The organism is Streptomyces gobiensis (genome assembly GCF_021216675.1).
Classification (GTDB): domain Bacteria; phylum Actinomycetota; class Actinomycetes; order Streptomycetales; family Streptomycetaceae; genus Streptomyces; species Streptomyces gobiensis.
Genome location: NZ_CP086120.1, coordinates 2,601,860 through 2,616,964, shown reverse-complemented (window position 1 = coordinate 2,616,964; position 15,105 = coordinate 2,601,860). Strand labels below are relative to the sequence as shown.

17 protein-coding genes, 1 tRNA gene, 1 other RNA gene and 1 pseudogene are annotated in these 15,105 nt (G+C 69.6%); 13 read left to right on the top strand and 7 right to left on the bottom strand.

The window, feature by feature from the left end:
- The first annotated feature begins 141 nt into the window (after positions 1-141).
- The gene (locus test1122_RS12115) at positions 142-615 is read left to right on the top strand and encodes a helix-turn-helix transcriptional regulator (protein WP_422396970.1); all 474 of its coding nucleotides are present in this window, start codon (positions 142-144) and stop codon (positions 613-615) included.
- 14 nt (positions 616-629) lie between these two features.
- Complete coding sequence (locus test1122_RS12110; protein ID WP_232269180.1) at positions 630-1,040, top strand: VOC family protein; 411 nt, start codon at positions 630-632, stop codon at positions 1,038-1,040.
- Between the two features lie 179 nt (positions 1,041-1,219).
- Here test1122_RS12110 and test1122_RS12105 read toward each other — a convergent pair whose 3' ends face one another.
- The 3 genes and pseudogenes from test1122_RS12105 to test1122_RS12095 form a co-directional block, all read right to left on the bottom strand.
- Positions 1,220-1,645: a PIN domain-containing protein gene (locus tag test1122_RS12105; RefSeq protein ID WP_232269179.1), complete on the bottom strand. Its 426-nt coding sequence runs from the start codon at positions 1,643-1,645 to the stop codon at positions 1,220-1,222.
- Positions 1,642-1,920, bottom strand: a complete 279-nt coding sequence (locus tag test1122_RS12100) for a ribbon-helix-helix domain-containing protein (RefSeq protein ID WP_232269178.1) — start codon at positions 1,918-1,920, stop codon at positions 1,642-1,644. The genes test1122_RS12105 and test1122_RS12100 overlap by 4 nt, the downstream gene beginning before the upstream one ends.
- 60 nt (positions 1,921-1,980) lie before the next feature.
- Positions 1,981-2,451: pseudogene (locus tag test1122_RS12095) on the bottom strand (phosphorothioated DNA-binding restriction endonuclease); the annotation flags it as partial.
- Positions 2,452-3,091: 640 nt separating this feature from the next.
- Between test1122_RS12095 and test1122_RS12090 the strand changes: the two are divergent.
- Positions 3,092-3,925 (top strand): RNA polymerase sigma factor, encoded by an 834-nt coding sequence (locus test1122_RS12090; RefSeq protein WP_232269177.1) that lies wholly within the window; start codon positions 3,092-3,094, stop codon positions 3,923-3,925.
- 110 nt (positions 3,926-4,035) lie between these two features.
- Positions 4,036-4,908 carry a haloalkane dehalogenase gene (locus test1122_RS12085; RefSeq protein WP_232269176.1) on the top strand — a complete coding sequence of 291 codons (873 nt, stop codon included), beginning with the start codon at positions 4,036-4,038 and terminating at the stop codon, positions 4,906-4,908.
- Between the two features lie 273 nt (positions 4,909-5,181).
- On the opposite strand, the gene test1122_RS12080 is transcribed toward test1122_RS12085, so the two are convergent.
- Positions 5,182-5,829 (bottom strand): HD domain-containing protein, encoded by a 648-nt coding sequence (locus test1122_RS12080; RefSeq protein ID WP_232269175.1) that lies wholly within the window; start codon positions 5,827-5,829, stop codon positions 5,182-5,184.
- A gap of 71 nt (positions 5,830-5,900) precedes the next feature.
- On the opposite strand from test1122_RS12080, the gene test1122_RS12075 reads away from it, so the two are divergent.
- A complete protein-coding gene (locus test1122_RS12075; RefSeq protein WP_232269174.1) occupies positions 5,901-6,857 on the top strand; it encodes a GlxA family transcriptional regulator in 957 nt (318 codons plus the stop codon).
- A gap of 47 nt (positions 6,858-6,904) precedes the next feature.
- Entirely contained in the window at positions 6,905-7,369 is a 465-nt protein-coding gene (locus test1122_RS12070) for an SRPBCC domain-containing protein (protein WP_232269173.1), read from the top strand.
- Positions 7,370-7,384: 15 nt separating this feature from the next.
- Here the strand turns inward: test1122_RS12070 and test1122_RS12065 are convergent.
- Positions 7,385-8,229, bottom strand: a protein-coding gene (locus test1122_RS12065; protein WP_422396910.1) for an IS5 family transposase whose coding sequence is annotated in 2 segments (ribosomal slippage) — positions 7,385-7,899 and positions 7,899-8,229 — 846 coding nt in all. Because the reading frame shifts where the segments join, the coding sequence is not laid out codon by codon here.
- Positions 8,230-8,385: 156 nt separating this feature from the next.
- Positions 8,386-8,470 (bottom strand) — tRNA-Ser (locus tag test1122_RS12060).
- Positions 8,471-8,542: 72 nt separating this feature from the next.
- On the opposite strand from test1122_RS12060, the gene ffs reads away from it, so the two are divergent.
- The 5 genes from ffs to test1122_RS12035 all read left to right on the top strand — a co-directional run bounded on the left by ffs (position 8,543) and on the right by test1122_RS12035 (position 12,625).
- Positions 8,543-8,641, top strand: an RNA gene (gene ffs, locus test1122_RS12055) — signal recognition particle sRNA small type.
- A gap of 54 nt (positions 8,642-8,695) precedes the next feature.
- Positions 8,696-10,828, top strand: a complete 2,133-nt coding sequence (locus test1122_RS12050; RefSeq protein ID WP_232269172.1) for a DNA polymerase III subunit gamma and tau — start codon at positions 8,696-8,698, stop codon at positions 10,826-10,828.
- A gap of 70 nt (positions 10,829-10,898) precedes the next feature.
- The gene (locus test1122_RS12045; RefSeq protein ID WP_422396969.1) at positions 10,899-11,234 is read left to right on the top strand and encodes a YbaB/EbfC family nucleoid-associated protein; all 336 of its coding nucleotides are present in this window, start codon (positions 10,899-10,901) and stop codon (positions 11,232-11,234) included.
- Between the two features lie 36 nt (positions 11,235-11,270).
- A complete protein-coding gene (recR, locus tag test1122_RS12040; RefSeq protein WP_232269171.1) occupies positions 11,271-11,870 on the top strand; it encodes a recombination mediator RecR in 600 nt (199 codons plus the stop codon).
- Between the two features lie 86 nt (positions 11,871-11,956).
- Entirely contained in the window at positions 11,957-12,625 is a 669-nt protein-coding gene (locus test1122_RS12035; RefSeq protein ID WP_232269170.1) for a DUF5063 domain-containing protein, read from the top strand.
- A 222-nt stretch (positions 12,626-12,847) separates the two neighbouring features.
- Here test1122_RS12035 and test1122_RS12030 read toward each other — a convergent pair whose 3' ends face one another.
- Positions 12,848-13,120 (bottom strand): hypothetical protein, encoded by a 273-nt coding sequence (locus test1122_RS12030; RefSeq protein WP_232269169.1) that lies wholly within the window; start codon positions 13,118-13,120, stop codon positions 12,848-12,850.
- Positions 13,121-13,339: 219 nt separating this feature from the next.
- Here test1122_RS12030 and test1122_RS12025 point away from each other — a divergent pair, with 219 nt between their 5' ends.
- Positions 13,340-14,002 carry a response regulator gene (locus test1122_RS12025; RefSeq protein ID WP_232269168.1) on the top strand — a complete coding sequence of 221 codons (663 nt, stop codon included), beginning with the start codon at positions 13,340-13,342 and terminating at the stop codon, positions 14,000-14,002.
- On the top strand, positions 13,999-15,084 hold the full coding sequence (locus tag test1122_RS12020) for a sensor histidine kinase (protein WP_232269167.1): 1,086 nt from the start codon (positions 13,999-14,001) through the stop codon (positions 15,082-15,084). Before test1122_RS12025 ends, test1122_RS12020 begins: the two co-directional genes overlap by 4 nt.
- Positions 15,085-15,105: the final 21 nt, after the last annotated feature.

Genomic DNA, 15,105 nt, shown 5'->3' with positions numbered 1-15,105 from the left:
AAGGCCCCGACCGCTGAGCTCAGGTTCCAGCGGTCGGGGCCTTCGTTCAGCCCGGTGAGGCTGCGCGGAGACCTTGTCCCGACGGCGATATCGGGACGCTGAATGCTGCGTACCCCGGTGCGACGTGGCACGATTGCGCAGGTGAGCAGCAGACCCTCCCCCACGGCCTCGCGGCCGCGGGAGGTGCCCCCAGCAGCGCAGCACTTGCGCGACCTCGCGCGGCTGCGCCGCGTCCGCGACCGGATCGACCGGGAGTACGCGCAGCCGCTGGACGTCGAGGCGCTCGCCCGGGGCGCGCACATGTCGGCCGGGCACCTCAGCCGCGAGTTCCGGCGCGCCTACGGCGAGTCGCCGTACGCCTATCTGATGACGCGGCGCATCGAGCGCGCGATGGCACTGCTGCGTCGTGGCGACCTCAGCGTCACCGAGGTCTGTTTCGCGGTCGGCTGCGCGTCGCTGGGCACCTTCAGCACTCGCTTCACCGAGTTGGTCGGTGTGCCGCCCAGCACCTACCGGCGCCACGCGGCGCGTGCGACGGCGGGGATGCCGTCGTGCGTGGCGAAACAGGTGACCAGACCGATCAGGAATCGAGAAGCGCGGGTCAGGGCGCCGTAACTAGCCTGACCACCATGGACATCACCATTCACGCGAGCTTCCTACCGCACGACGACCCGGACGCATCCCTGGCCTTCTACCGCGACACGCTCGGCTTCGAGGTCCGCAACGACGTCGGAAACGGCAAGATGCGCTGGATCACGGTCGGCCCCGCCGACCAGCCCGGCACGTCCATCCTCCTGGCGCCGCCGGCCGCCGACCCCGGCATCACCGACGATGAGCGCCGCACCATCGTCGAGATGATGGCCAAGGGCACCTACGGCTGGATCCTGCTGGCCACCAGGGACCTCGACGGCACCTTCGAGCGGCTGCAGGCCAGCGACGCCGAGGTCGTCCAGGAGCCGACCGAGCAGCCGTACGGGATTCGCGACTGCGCTGTCCGCGATCCCGCGGGCAACCTGATCCGCATCCAGGAGCTGCGCTGAGCCGTCCGGCGATCACAGCCATGACCTGCACAGACCCCGCTCCCTCGCGCAGCGTCGCGACACCGAGCATCGGCTCACCCACGACATCGATGTCTGGGTGGTCGGTGCGGCCCCGCCCAACAGATGGAGACACGATGAGCATGGCCGAACGAAACCAGAACTGAGACCAGAGTGCCGGGTCATACCTTCTTGACGACGATGGTGTCCGGAACCAGCTTCTCCAGGTCGTCCACGTCCGATGTGAAGACGGTGACCTGTCCCTTCTGCTGTCGCGCGATGACGGCGAGCACGGCGTCGATCGCGTACTTGTGGCCGTGCAACTTGGTGTCGGCCAGGAGCCGACGGGCCTGGCGTGCCTCGTCCTTGCCAATGTCAGTGACCTTGAGCCGGGACAGCACCCAGTCCCAGCGTCGCTCGGTGGTTCTGCCGTCGTACGCCTCGACCAGCGTCATCGGAGACGTCACCACCTCGGCCTCGCCCCGGGCCGCGAGATCGAGCCAGGCGATCATCTTCCGGTCGCCGCGCACCGCCAGGGACAGGGCTTCGCAATCGAGCACGAAGATACGGAGCGGCCTCTGCCCGTGCTCACCGGCCCGCTTCTTCACGCGGCCTTTCCGGCGTTCTGCTTTCCGGTGGCACGGCGGCGCTCGTGCTCGGCGTCGAGGTCCTCCAGCTCCACAAACGCTGCCGCGCGCTCGTCCTCGGTGACGGGGCCGTGTTCCTCCTGCAGCCAGTCGACCAGTTCTCGCAGCCGGTCCCGGTCGCGCTTGAAGCGCAGCGCCTCGGCGACGTACGCCGACAGGCCCCGCTCTGCCGCCTCCGCACGGATCTCGTCCAGGAGATCCTCGGGAATCGTCACCGTTACCTTCTTGGTCGCCATACAAGAGACCATACTCTTGGTGTCGCGCTGCTTACCAGTCGGTCGCCGACGATTCGGCGATCATGCTGCCGTGGCGGGGCGTGGGCTGCCGTGGAAGACCTGGTCTGTGTGCCAGGAGCGGTGGGTCGCCGCGACGGGGCAGGCACCCGGTTGAGGTCCGATGAGCGGGCGGCCGGCGAGCGCTATGACGTGTTCGCGGGCGGCGGAGCTGCGGCCGATGAAGCGCTGCGAGACCAGGATGCGGTGGCTGTCACCGATGCCGAGGACGCCCTTGTCGAAGAGCTTGTGGTGCAGCGAGCACAGGCACAGTCCGTTGTCGACGTCGTCGGGGCCGTCGAACGCCCACCAGCGCACGTGCGCGGCCTCCAGGCCGACCGGCACGGCGCCGATCCTGCCGTCGTAGCCGCAGAAAGCGCACTGGTACTCGTAGGCCGTCAGCACCTGCTCCCGCATCCGCGGATCCCGCTGCCTCCGCACGGCCGAGAGCTGTCCGGTCTCCGCCGGCTCCAGCTCCAGGCCGACCGCTTCGCACGGCATCTATGAGGGACAGGGCACCGCTCAGCCACACGGCCAGTGTTGACCCGCTGGACCGTGGACGAGCACCGTTGGTTTCCGGACCGGGAGTCACACGACGAAGGCCCCGGCCGCTGAGCGGTCGGGGTCTTCGTTCAGCCCGGTGAGGCTGGGCGGAGGATACGAGAATTCGAACTCATGAGGGGTTGCCCCCAACGCGCTTTCCAAGTCTTCGTCTGGGGGCTCGGGGGCGTACGGGACCGTCCTGACCTGCGGTGATGCAGGGGCTGGTGGCGCCTCTGAATGGTGCTGTACGCCGATGAACGCAACCAAAACTGCAACCGCGGAGGAGCATGTTCTGCCTGGTCAGGCAGACCTGGGCGTGCTTCCGCGGTTCCCGGGTGTCAGGATCGCGGGACCAGTCTCGATCACGTGCGGGTCGCGAACTCACCCTCGACCCGGCCCACAGTCCCGGCACTCGCAGGCTGGGCAGCACGTTTCCTGTCGACAACGGCATCACGGATCCGATGCACCCGGCGTTCTCTCGTCACTCCGGCGTCAGCGCGCCGGTCACACCTTCCCGCTCACGAGCGTCTAATTCCACGGAAGGATCGGGCACGGCAGACGCCGGCCCGGGTGAGGAAGGGAACGACCGGTCATGGAACACACGAGAATGGGCGGGACGGCCGAGGATGTGGCGGCGGCTGTGGGCGGAGACCGGGCGGCTCTGGAGCGGGTGGCGCGCGCGGTGCAGCCGGAAGTGTTCCGGCTGGCCGTGCGGTTCTTCGGCGATCCCCGTGATGCCGAGGACGCGGCTCAGGAGGCGCTGATCCAGGTGGTCACCCGGCTGGACCGGTTCCGGGCCGAAAGCGCCTTCGCCACCTGGGTGTACCGGGTGGCGACCAACAAGTTTCTGTCCATCGCCCGCACCCGGGGCGAGCGGCAGGCACTGAGCTTCACCGATTTCGAAGCCGAGCTGTCCCGCCTGCCACAGTCCCCGCTGGCGACACCACATCCTGACGTCGAGGAGCGGCTGCTGATCGAGGAGGTCAAGGTCGGCTGCACGCTCGCGATGCTGCTCTGTCTGGACCGTGAGCACCGGATGACCTACATTCTCGGCGAGATCATGGAACTGGACCATGCGACCGCGGCGGAGATTCTCGACATCACCTCGGCCGCGTACCGCAAGCGTCTGCAGCGTGCCCGGGAGCGGATCACCAACCTGATGCGCGCCCGGTGCGGGCTGTTCGACAAGGCCAACGCCTGCCGCTGCCGGAAGTGGGTGGCCACAGCGGTCGGCCGCGGCTGCGTGGATCCCCACGACCTCGTGTTCGCCACCTCGGCGCGGCAGGCCCGGGAGTTTCCCGAAGTACTCACTGAGATCCGCCGCCTGGAGCACGCCGAACGCGCCGGCGCGATCTACCGCTCGCACCCGGAGGCACGCTCCCACGTCGACCTGGGCGGCTTCGTCGACAGCCTGTTCCCCGCCTGACACACCCACGCCGGTTCGTCCGGCACGTTCTCGATCCCCCTGCCGGACGGCGCGCTCCCGCGTGTCCCCATGGCGCCTCCGCGCCTGCCCACCACCCGAAAAGGACCAGAATGTACGAGAAGAAGACCGCGACGGTACTGGGAACCACCATGGCCTACCTGGAGGCCGGTGAAGGCGACCCGATCGTGTTCCTGCACGGCAACCCGACCTCGTCCTACGTGTGGCGCAACATCATCCCGCACGTGGCCGGCGTGCGGCGGGCCATCGCCCCGGACCTCATCGGCATGGGCGACTCGGCCAAGCTGCCTGGCACCGGCGATGCCCGGTACCGCTTCGTCGAGCACCGCCGCCACCTCGACGCGCTGCTCGACCAGCTCGGCGTGGCCGACAACGTCGTGTTCGTGGTGCATGACTGGGGATCCGCGCTGGGCTTCGACTGGGCCCGCCGTCACCCTGACGCGGTCGCCGGTATCGCTTACATGGAAGCCATCGTCCGGCCGTACACCTGGGCCGGCTTCGGTGAGGTAGGCGAGTATTTCCGCGCTTGGCGCTCGGCCGCCGGCGAGGAACTCGTTCTCGAGCAGAACGCCTTCGTGGAGGGCTTCCTGCCCGCCGGCATTCTGCGCGCCCTGACCGATACCGAACTCACCGAGTACCAACGGCCCTACCGCACTCCAGGCGAGGACCGGCGCCCCACCCTCACCTGGCCCCGCGAGGTGCCGATCGACGGAGAACCCGCCGATGTGCACGCCATCGTCGAGGAGTACAGCGCGTTCTTGCCCGGTACGGACATCCCGAAGCTCTTCGTCAACGCCGAACCCGGCATGGCGCTCACCGGCGACGATCGGGAGTTCGCACGTACCTTCAAGAACCAGTCCGAGGTCACCGTGTCCGGCCTGCACTCCGTCCAGGAAGACTCACCGGACGAGATCGGTGCCGCCCTGTCCCGCTGGCTCGATACCCTCGACGGGCAGATCCGCTGACCCGTGCCGTCCCGGGGTTGCCAGACATGGAAGTGCCTGACAACCCCGGGACGGGCGTCTCGTCTTGTACGAAAGGCGCGGGTGGGATGACCGGTGACACGCCAGGACACGCGAGCCCGACACTGCCCGACACCGACGGCAGAGGCGATTCGCGTTTGCACCTTCCGTCTCAGCTGTGCGAGGCGGCCCGGTCGGCGGCCTCACACAGCTGAGAGACAGCGGCGTCGGCGACTGTGACAGAGACGGTGACAGCGAAGTGCCGGACCCGCCGAGTCAGCGTCCCCATCGGGCCGCCTCGGCCTCCTCCAGCAGCGACCGGTGCGGTGGCGTGGAACGCTCGCGCAGCAGCTCGGCGGGGAGGGAGTAGGGCGGGGCCTTCTCGGGACAGGAACGCGCCTGGGCGACGATCTCGTCGGTCAGGGCTGTGGCCATCGACAGCCGTGGATACGCGGCGTGCATGGCCGCGGCGGCCGCCTCGGTGACGAACTCCCCGCCGATGCCGATATCCACCCCCACGCCCGCCCGGACCAGCTCGCACAGCGCGCCGCGGCGTTCGGCGACGCCCGGTGAGGTGTGCAGCGCGATCGCCTCCCACACGGCGTCCACCTCCGCCCCGGGCAGATTCTGCCGGGTCAGGAACTCCGCGGCGGTGTCCGCGCCATCCACCTCGAACCGCTGGTGCCGGTTGCCGATGTCGCTCAGCCCGATGTCGTGCAGCACGCACGCGAGGAAGAGCGGCAACGGGTCGTAGTCCCGGACCGGCTCTGCGCCGCGGTGGTCGGCGAGCATCCGGGCGAACAGCGCGCTGCGGATGCTGTGGTGCGCGACGGCGGGCGACTCCTCGCGGGTGACGAAGTCGAGAGTGCGGCGGGCGAGCGGGGTGTCCGGCGGGGCTGGGATGCCGGGCGTTTCGGTGTTCATAGCGCCCATGCTCGTTCCGTGCGGCCCGAGGCTACAGTGGCAGCAATGCCGAGTACCGAGAGGATCCTGCCATGCCCGCACCGCACCGAGTGGCGATCCTCGTCCTCGACGCGGTCGTACCGCTGGACCTGGGCATCCCGGCTCAGGTCTTCGCCCCGCCCGACGTGCCCACGCCCTACCGCCCGACGCTGTGCGCCCGCGTGCCGGGGCTCGTCCCGTCGACCAACGGGTTCGCCGTCACCGTCGATGCCGGGCTGGAGGCGCTGCGGAGCGCCGACACCGTCGTGGTCCCCGGCTTCGCCCCGCACCTGCGCACGTCGGAGCCGGCCATCCTCGATGCCCTGGCCACCGCACATGCCCGGGGCGCGCGGATGGTCTCGATCTGCACCGGCGCCTTCGCCCTGGCCGCGGCCGGGGTGCTCGACGGCCGTACGGTGGCCACGCACTGGCGGCACGCCGGGGAGCTCGCGGCCGGTTACCCGGAGGTACAGGTGGACCGGAAAGCGCTGTACGTGGACGAGGGCCAAGTACTCACGTCGGCGGGCGTGGCGGCGGGCATCGACCTGTGCCTGCATTTGGTGCGGCGTGACCTGGGTGTGAAGGTGGCCAACCGGGTGGCGCGCGGCCTCGTCGCCGCACCCCATCGCGAGGGCGGCCAGGCACAGTATGTGGAGCACCCGCTTCCGGCGAGGACCGGCGGCGGGTCGCTCGCCGCCACCCGGGCCTGGGCCCTGGAGCACCTGCACCGGCCGTTGCCCGTCGCGCTCCTGGCCGAGCACGCGTGCATGTCGCCGCGTACGTTCGCCCGCAGGTTCGTCGACGAAACCGGCGTCACGCCGTTCCAGTGGCTGCTCACCGCCCGCCTCAACCGGGCCCGGGAGCTGCTGGAGGACACCGACTGGAGCGTCGACCGGATCGCCGAGCGGTGCGGCCTCGGCAGCCCGTCCAACCTCCGCCTCCACTTCCGCCGGGTGCTGGGGACCTCTCCCAGCGCGTACCGCGTGTCCTTCGCCGGCCGCAGCGGCTGATCAGCCGGTCCCCGCCGCATGTCAGTGCCGTGGCCTACGGTCCACGCATGGGACACGAATCTGTGCACGCGGCGGTTGAGCTCCTCCTGGACCAGCCCGCCTCGTTCGAACTGTTCACCTCCGGCTTCGACCGCTGGTGGCCGAGAGAGTTCTCCTGGTCGGGGCCGGACGGTCTGACCAGCATCGGCATCGAGGGCCGAAGCGACGGTGCTCTGTACGAGATCGGCCCCCATGGGCTGCGCTGGGACTGGGGCCGCGTATTGGACTGGAGCCCGCCGAGCGGTCTGGTCTTCAGCTGGCAGATTGGCCCCGACCGCGTGCCCATCCCTCGCGTGGAACAGGCCACTGAGGTCGCCGTGACGTTCACGGCGCAGGCAGTCGGCACTCTGGTGGAGGTCCACCATCACGGCTGGGAACGGCACGGCGACCTCGGGGCGGGTTACCGCCAGGACTTCGCCCACGCCTGGCCCACGGCCCTCGCGGCACTGCGCCGGGTGGCGGCCAAGGGCTAGGCCGTTTCTTTTGGATCATCTCGCTGACCAGATGAAGATGGCGGCGAGGTGGAGTCCGGCGAGGTAGATGGTGGCGGTCTTGTCGTAGCGGGTGGCCAGGCCGCGCCATTGCTTGAGTCTGTTGATGCAGCGCTCGACCGTGTTGCGCCGCTTGTAGGCGTCGCGGTCGAAGGCTGGTGGTCTGCCGCCGCGGCTGCCGCGGCGTTTGCGGTTGGCGGCCTGGTCGGCGGGCTGCGGGATCACGGCCCGGATCCCGCGCCGACGGAGATGGGTCCGGATCGCGCGGGATGAGTAGGCCTTGTCGGCCAGGATCACGTCCGGCGTGATCCTGGGCCGGCCGATTGGCCGGGGCACCCGTAAGCGGGCCATGACCTCGGGGAATGCGGGTGCGTCACCTGCCTGGCCAGGCGTGATGACGAAGGCCAGGGGCCGGCAGTGGCTGTCCGCGGCGAGGTGGATCTTGGTGGTCAGTCCGCCGCGGGAGCGTCCGAGGGCATGGTCGTCCGGCTCGCCGGCCGGGGCCCCTTTTGACGGGCCCCGGCGGCGTGCTGGTGGGCTCGGACGATGGTGGAGTCGACCGCGACGACCCAGTCGAGGTCGCCTTCGGCGTCGGCCTGGGCGAGCAGGGCGGTGAAGACCTTCTCCCAGGTGCCGTCGGCGGCCCACTTCCGCAGGCGGTTGTGGGCGCCCTTCCACGACCCGAAGTGCTCGGGCAGGTCCATCCACGGTGTCCCGGTGCGGTACTTGAACGCGATCGCGTCGATCACCTGGCGGTGATCACGCCACCGTCCGCCCCGCTTCGGAGTCCGGTCCGGCAACAACGGCTCGATCCGTGCCCACTGGGCATCAGTCAACGACACACATCAACCAACGATCAGATGATCCGAAGGAAACGGCCTAGTCCCAAGATCTGGGAGCCGCCGAAGAGCAGCTGATTCGAAAATGAGACCACGCACGTCGAAGGGCCCCACCGTGAACGGTGGGGCCCTTCGACGTTGTGCCCGGTGAGAGCACGGCGGAGGATACGAGATTCGAACTCGTGAGGGGTTGCCCCCAACACGCTTTCCAAGCGTGCGCCCTAGGCCACTAGGCGAATCCTCCGCCGCAAACAATACAAGACGTAGGGGAGTGGTTGCGAACTCGATCCCTGGTCGGGGGATCGGGTAGGGTGGGCGCAGCCCCTCACGTGGCGCTATCTGACTGAACTCCCCCAGGGCCGGAAGGCAGCAAGGGTAGGTCGGCTCTGGCGGGTGCGTGAGGGGCGTTGTCGTTCGCGCAGCGTGAGACCGGCGCCACTTGTCAGCGGCGGCCGATATCGTCGTAACCGTGTCGTCCCTCGCGCTGTACCGCCGCTACCGCCCCGAGACCTACGCCGAGGTCATCGGGCAGGAGCATGTAACCGACCCGCTGCAGCAGGCGCTGCGGAACAACCGGGTCAATCACGCGTATCTCTTCAGTGGCCCGCGCGGCTGCGGTAAGACGACCAGCGCGCGGATTCTCGCCCGCTGTCTCAACTGTGAGCAGGGCCCCACGCCCACACCGTGCGGCCAGTGTCAGTCGTGCCGCGATCTCGCGCGGAACGGTAGTGGGTCGATCGATGTGATCGAGATCGACGCCGCTTCGCATGGTGGTGTGGATGACGCGCGTGAGCTCCGTGAGAAGGCGTTCTTCGGCCCGGCCGCCAGCCGGTACAAGATCTACATCATCGACGAGGCGCACATGGTCACCTCGGCGGGCTTCAACGCCCTGCTGAAGGTGGTCGAAGAGCCCCCGGAGCATCTGAAGTTCATCTTCGCGACGACCGAGCCGGAGAAGGTCATCGGGACGATCCGGTCGCGTACACATCACTATCCGTTCCGGCTGGTGCCGCCGGGCACGTTGCGTGACTATCTGGCCGAGGTCTGTGAGCACGAGGCGATCCCGGTCGAGGAATCGGTGTTGCCGTTGGTCGTACGGGCCGGGGCGGGGTCCGTACGGGACTCGATGTCGGTCATGGACCAGCTCCTGGCCGGGGCCGGGGAGGACGGCGTCACGTATGCGATGGCGACGGCGTTGCTCGGCTATACGGATGGTGCGCTGCTCGACTCCATCGTGGACGCCTTCGCGGCGGGGGACGGGGCGGCGGCCTTCGAGGTCGTTGAGCGGGTAATCGAGGGCGGCCATGATCCGCGGCGCTTTGTCACCGATCTGCTGGAGCGGCTGCGAGATCTGGTGATCTTGGCGGCGGTGCCGGATGCGGCGGAGAAGTCGCTGATCGACGCCCCGGTTGATGTGGTGGAGCGGATGCAGGCCCAGGCGTCGGTCCTCGGTGCGGCTGAGCTGAGTCGTGCGGCGGATCTGGTGAACTCCGGGCTGACGGAGATGCGCGGGGCGACCTCGCCCCGGTTGCAGCTGGAGTTGATCTGTGCCCGGGTGCTGCTGCCCGCGGCGTACGCCGATGAGCGGTCGCTTCAGGCGCGGATGGACCGGCTGGAGCGGGGGGCGATGGCCGGTGGTCTGACGGCCCCGGCGGCTGGGGCGGCTGCGGCTACCCCGGCCCCGGCTGCCCCGGCTGCGGCTCAGCCGCCCGCTCCCGCCCCCGCTCCCGCTGCTCCTGCGACGGAGCCGGCGGTCCCGGAAGCCACTGGTGAGCCCGTACAGCAGTCACCGGGCAAGCGCCCGGGCGCCTGGCCGACGGGTGCGGGGGCCGGGCAGCGGCCCGGGGCCTGGCCGACGGGCGGTACGGGCGGTACGGGCGGCCAGTCCGGTGGCGCAGCCGCAGCCCCCGGTCCGGCGGAGCCCCAGGCTCAGCCCCAGGCGCCCGGGCCGGTGGCGCCCGCCGCTCCGGCGGCTGGTCCTCCGCCCGGACAGGGCGCCGCTCAGGTACGGCAGATGTGGCCGGACATCCTGGAGGCCGTGAAGAGCCGTCGACGGTTCACTTGGATCTTGCTCAGCCAGAACGCGCAGGTCACCGGCTTTGACGGTACGACGTTGCAGCTTGGCTTCTCCAGCACGGGCGCCCGGGACAGGTTCGTCGGGGGTGGCAGCGAGGACGTGCTGCGCACGGTGCTGAGCGAGCAGTTCGGCGTGCAGTGGAAGGTCGAATCCATCGTCGACCCCTCGGGCGGCAGCGGCGGAAACGGCGGAAGCGGCGGCAGCGAGGGAAACGGCGGCGTCGGCGGAGCAGGCCCCGCCACTCCGCCGGCGCCCCGGCCGCCGCAGTCCGCCGCACCCGCCCCGCCGCCCCCACCGGCAGCCACGCCCGCCCCCGCCCCCGCACCGGCGGCCCCGGGGCCAGGGCCCGCCCTGGTTCCGCCGCCCCAGGCGGCACCCGAGCCGCCACCGCCGCCGCCCGTATCGGCCGAGGACGACATCCCCGAAGAGGACGACCCGGACCTCGACGAGTCGGCGCTGTCCGGCCATGATCTGTTCATTCAGCAGCTGGGTGCGACAGTCGTAGAAGAGTTCCATCACGAGTGACCCCACGGGATGCCCGGTGACCACGTAGGCTCGGCACACAGCAAGACAGTCGACGTGCAGGAGCGAAGCCGTGATTCCCGGTGGTGGCCAGCCCGATATGCAGCAGCTGCTGCAGCAGGCCCAGAAGATGCAGCAGGACCTCGCCGCGGCCCAGCAGGAGCTGGCCGAGACGCCCGTAGAGGGGTCTGCGGGCGGTGGTCTGGTCAAGGCCACGGTGACTGGGGCCGGTGAGCTCCAGAGCCTGGTCATCGACCCCAAGTCGGTGGACCCGGAGGACACCGAGACGCTCGCCGATCTCGTCCTCGCGGCCGTCCGGGACGCGAACAGCGCCGCGCAGCAGCTCCAGCAGTCCAAGCTCGGCCCGCTCGCCCAGGGGCTGGGCGGCATGCCCGGTATGCCCTTCTAGGCTGTCGGCCATACGCAGGAGGAGGAGTCAGCGACCGTGTACGAAGGCGTGGTTCAGGATCTCATCGACGAACTGGGCAGGCTGCCCGGCGTCGGGCCCAAGAGCGCGCAGCGGATCGCCTTCCACATCCTGCAGGCCGAGCCGGCCGATGTGCGCCGACTCGCACACGCGCTGACCGAGGTCAAGGCGAAGGTCCGGTTCTGCGCGGTGTGCGGCAACATCGCACAGGACGAGCAGTGCCGGGTCTGCCTCGATCCACGCCGCGACCGTTCGGTGATCTGCGTTGTCGAGGAGCCGAAGGACGTTGTCGCGATCGAGCGGACCCGCGAGTTCCGCGGCCGGTACCACGTCCTGGGCGGCGCCATCAGCCCGATCGAGGGTGTCGGCCCCGATGACCTGCGGATACGGGAGCTGCTGGCCCGGCTCGCCGACGGCGCCGTCACCGAGCTGATCCTGGCCACCGACCCCAATCTTGAGGGGGAAGCCACCGCCACGTACCTCGCGCGCATGGTGTCGTCCATGGGCCTGAAGGTCACACGACTGGCCAGCGGGCTCCCTGTCGGGGGAGACTTGGAGTACGCCGACGAGGTCACCCTGGGGCGGGCCTTCGAAGGGAGGCGGCTGCTCGATGTCTGAGCTCGCGCCAGGGCACATCCGATCTGCCGTGGAATACGCCGACGAGGTAACGCTCGGGCGGACCTTCGAAGGGAGCAGGTTGTTCGATGTCTGACACCCCGGAGCACACCAGCGTGTCCAACCCAGACGACTTCGCCGTGCAGATCTCCGACCAGGTCGAGAGCTTCATTCTCGCGGTCACCGAGGTCGCCAAGGGCGATGACCCCGACAGCGCTGTGCCCTACCTCCTGCTGGAGGTGTCACAACTCCTCCTCGCGGGCGGCCGACTGGGCGCGCACGAGGACATCGTCCCGGAGGAGCGGTACGAGGCGGACACCGGCCCGGAGCCGGATGTTGACGAGCTCCGCGAGAAGCTGGCCACGCTGCTGGACCCGGTTGATGTCTACTCCGAGGTATTCGACCCTTATGTGCCGCGCAGTGCGCCGGTCGCGTGCCGGATCTCGGACGATCTCGCCGATGTGCTGACCGATCTGCGGCACGGCATGGCGCACTACAGCGCGGGCCGGGTCTCCGAGGCGCTGTGGTGGTGGCAGTTCTCGTATCTCTCCAACTGGGGCCCGACCGCCTCCGCCGCGCTCCGCGCGCTGCAGTCGCTGGTCGCGCATGTCCGGCTGGATACCCCGCTCGATGAGCTGGACGGGCTGGACACGGACAGCAACGCCGAGAACGACGACAAGGAGCTGGAGCGCGAGGCGGGCGCCGTGATGGCGGCCGAGATCGCCGCTCCGCTGGGTCTCAAGCCGACGCGTTCATGAGGGACGCGGGCTCGCGAGCGACGGCGCCTTCTACGCCTTCTACGCCTTCTACGCCTTCTACGGTGCGGGCCACCGGGCCTTGCTGTACAAGGTCCCGCCCATGACAGCCTTCGGCTTCGGCAAGGGCGGGACGCGTACAGCCAGACCCGCTGGCGCTTCTAGCGGGCGACGAAGTGCCGCGACACCGGCCGCTGAGCCAGGTCGAGGCCAGCGGTGTGTCCGTCAAGCAGGAGGATCCGTGATCCCGAGGCGACGCAGCTGCCCCCCGGACAGCTGGTAGCTCCTGCGGTCGCCGAACTCATCGTCGCAGGTGGTGAGGGCCGTCGTATGGGGCCTGGGGAGGAGTTCCCGGCTCCTACTTGAGGCCGCGGTGCCGGACGCGGGCCGCGGGGGATGGGCATCCGCGCCCGGCACCTGCTTGGACCCGGGCTCGCTCATATGGCTCATATGGTGCATACGCCGCAGACGGCGCAATCGGCGCATACGCATGGTCACCAGGTCACTTGTCCTTCATCGCATCGGCCCGATGAATTGCGCGCGCTGCCCGTTCCCCGCCCACGACCTGAGATGTGGGACACCAGGCGGACGCACTTCTTACGGCCGCGCTTACTATCAGGGGCCATCATCACAGGCAACACGGGCCGTGATATCGGACCTGAGGAGGAACTTTCCCCTCCTACTCGAGGCCGGATTGTTCATCGGGGAGGAGGCAGAGTGATCCGTGTACTCGTCGTGGATGACGAGGAGTTGGTGCGGGAAGCCCTACGGCACATCCTGGCGGCTGAGGACGGAATCAGCGTCTCCGTCTGCGACAGCCCCGGGGCGCTGGCGGCCGTACGGCACACGGCACCCGATGTCGTCCTCCTCGACATCGTGATGCCCGAGCCCGACGGCCTCACCCTGCTGGCCGCGATACGTGATCTCCCAGAGCCGCCCGCAGTAGCCATGCTCACCACCTTTGACGTCCATGACCAGCTGGAGCTCGCCCTGCGCGGCGGCGCGTCCGGGTTTCTGCTCAAGAACAGCGCGTCCGCGCTGCTCAGCCAGGCTGTACGGGTTCTGGCCGCCGGTGGCGTCGTCTGCACCCCGCCCGGCAGCCAGGCCGTCATCAGCCGCCACCTCACGACCCAGCCCGCCCCCGGCCTCGACACCCACCCTGATCTCGACTCCGGCGAGCTGTCCCTCGCCCGACTCACCCAGCGCGAACGCGAAGTGCTCACCTTGCTTGCCATTGGATTGCCGAACGCCGACATAGCCGACCAATTGAGGATCGGCGTCACCACCGTGAAGACCCATATCGCCGTACTCAAGCGCAAGCTGCGCGCACGGAACCGCGTCGCCCTGGCCACACTGGCGCAGCGAGCGGGGATGACATGAACACCCCGCCTCGGAGACTGCTGACCGACGCCAGCGTCATCGGACTCGGTCTGCTGGAGGCCGTCGCCACCCGTGACTGGGGCCCCGGCTGGATGTTCGCCGTAGCGCTGCTGGCCGCCACCGCACTTGTGCTGCGACGCCGCTTCCCCCGTACGGTCCTGGTCCTCAGCCTCCCCGGACTGGCCACCAGCTATATCTGGCTGCCCACGATTTTTGCCCTCTACACGGTGGCCGCCACACCCCGGCACCGGGCGGAGCCCTGGGCCTGGGCGGCCGTGGTGTGCGGCGTCGGCTTCTACCCGTGGCCGCATCTGGGCCCGCTGAGCTGGGCCTGGGAAGATGTCACCCTGGCCTTCCTCCTCGCCGCGATGCTCGCCCTGGCACCCCTTGGGCTGGGCCTGCTGTCCGCGTCCCGCCGGGAACTGGCCGCCAAGGCGGCGGAGCTGGCGCTCAGCCGGGAGCGGGAACGCGCCCTGGCCGCCGAACGGGCGACCACGGCGGAACGGGCCCGTATCGCCCGCGAGATGCACGACAGCGTCGCCCATCACCTCAGCCTGATCGCCCTCAAGGGCACCACCGGCGACCCAGCGCGCCAGCATGCCGAGGACGCCCTCACCGAGCTGCGCCGCACGGTCAGCGCCCTGCGCGCCCCCGGCCTCTCCGCGCTGCCCGCCCTCGTCAAGACGGCGGGCCCCCAGGCGCACCTGCACATGGACCTGCCCGATGCCGGTCAGTGTCCGCTCCCCGTACAGCAGACGGTCTACCGAGTGGTCCAAGAGGCACTGACCAACGCCCGGAAACACGCCCCAGGCGGGCAAGTCCGGATAACGCTGGCACCCGGCCCCGATACGGAAACCCTCCACACGACGGTCCACAGCGGTCCGCCCACCGCCCCCGCGACAGCCCTGCCTTCCGGTGGCCACGGCCTGAACGGCCTCCGCGAACGCGTTACGGAACTGGGCGGCGCCCTGCACAGCGGCCCTGAGCCCGACGGCGGCTTCCGCGTACGCGCCGTACTGCCGCTCAGCATCACCGTCGACGGCTACCGGCCAAGCGTCCAGCGTGGCTACGTGAGCGACTGAGGCGTTCAAGCGTGACGCCTG

Bases quoted from the DNA above. Each gene is read 5' to 3' on its own strand.
- test1122_RS12090 (WP_232269177.1), top strand. From the start codon at position 3,092: ATGGAACACACGAGAATGGGCGGGACGGCCGAGGATGTGGCGGCGGCT.
- test1122_RS12020 (WP_232269167.1), top strand. From the start codon at position 13,999: ATGAACACCCCGCCTCGGAGACTGCTGACCGACGCCAGCGTCATCGGA.
- test1122_RS12075 (WP_232269174.1), top strand. From the start codon at position 5,901: ATGCCCGCACCGCACCGAGTGGCGATCCTCGTCCTCGACGCGGTCGTA.
- test1122_RS12070 (WP_232269173.1), top strand. From the start codon at position 6,905: ATGGGACACGAATCTGTGCACGCGGCGGTTGAGCTCCTCCTGGACCAG.
- test1122_RS12100 (WP_232269178.1), bottom strand. From the start codon at position 1,920: ATGGCGACCAAGAAGGTAACGGTGACGATTCCCGAGGATCTCCTGGAC.
- test1122_RS12080 (WP_232269175.1), bottom strand. From the start codon at position 5,829: ATGAACACCGAAACGCCCGGCATCCCAGCCCCGCCGGACACCCCGCTC.
- test1122_RS12085 (WP_232269176.1), top strand. From the start codon at position 4,036: ATGTACGAGAAGAAGACCGCGACGGTACTGGGAACCACCATGGCCTAC.
- test1122_RS12110 (WP_232269180.1), top strand. From the start codon at position 630: ATGGACATCACCATTCACGCGAGCTTCCTACCGCACGACGACCCGGAC.
- test1122_RS12035 (WP_232269170.1), top strand. From the start codon at position 11,957: ATGTCTGACACCCCGGAGCACACCAGCGTGTCCAACCCAGACGACTTC.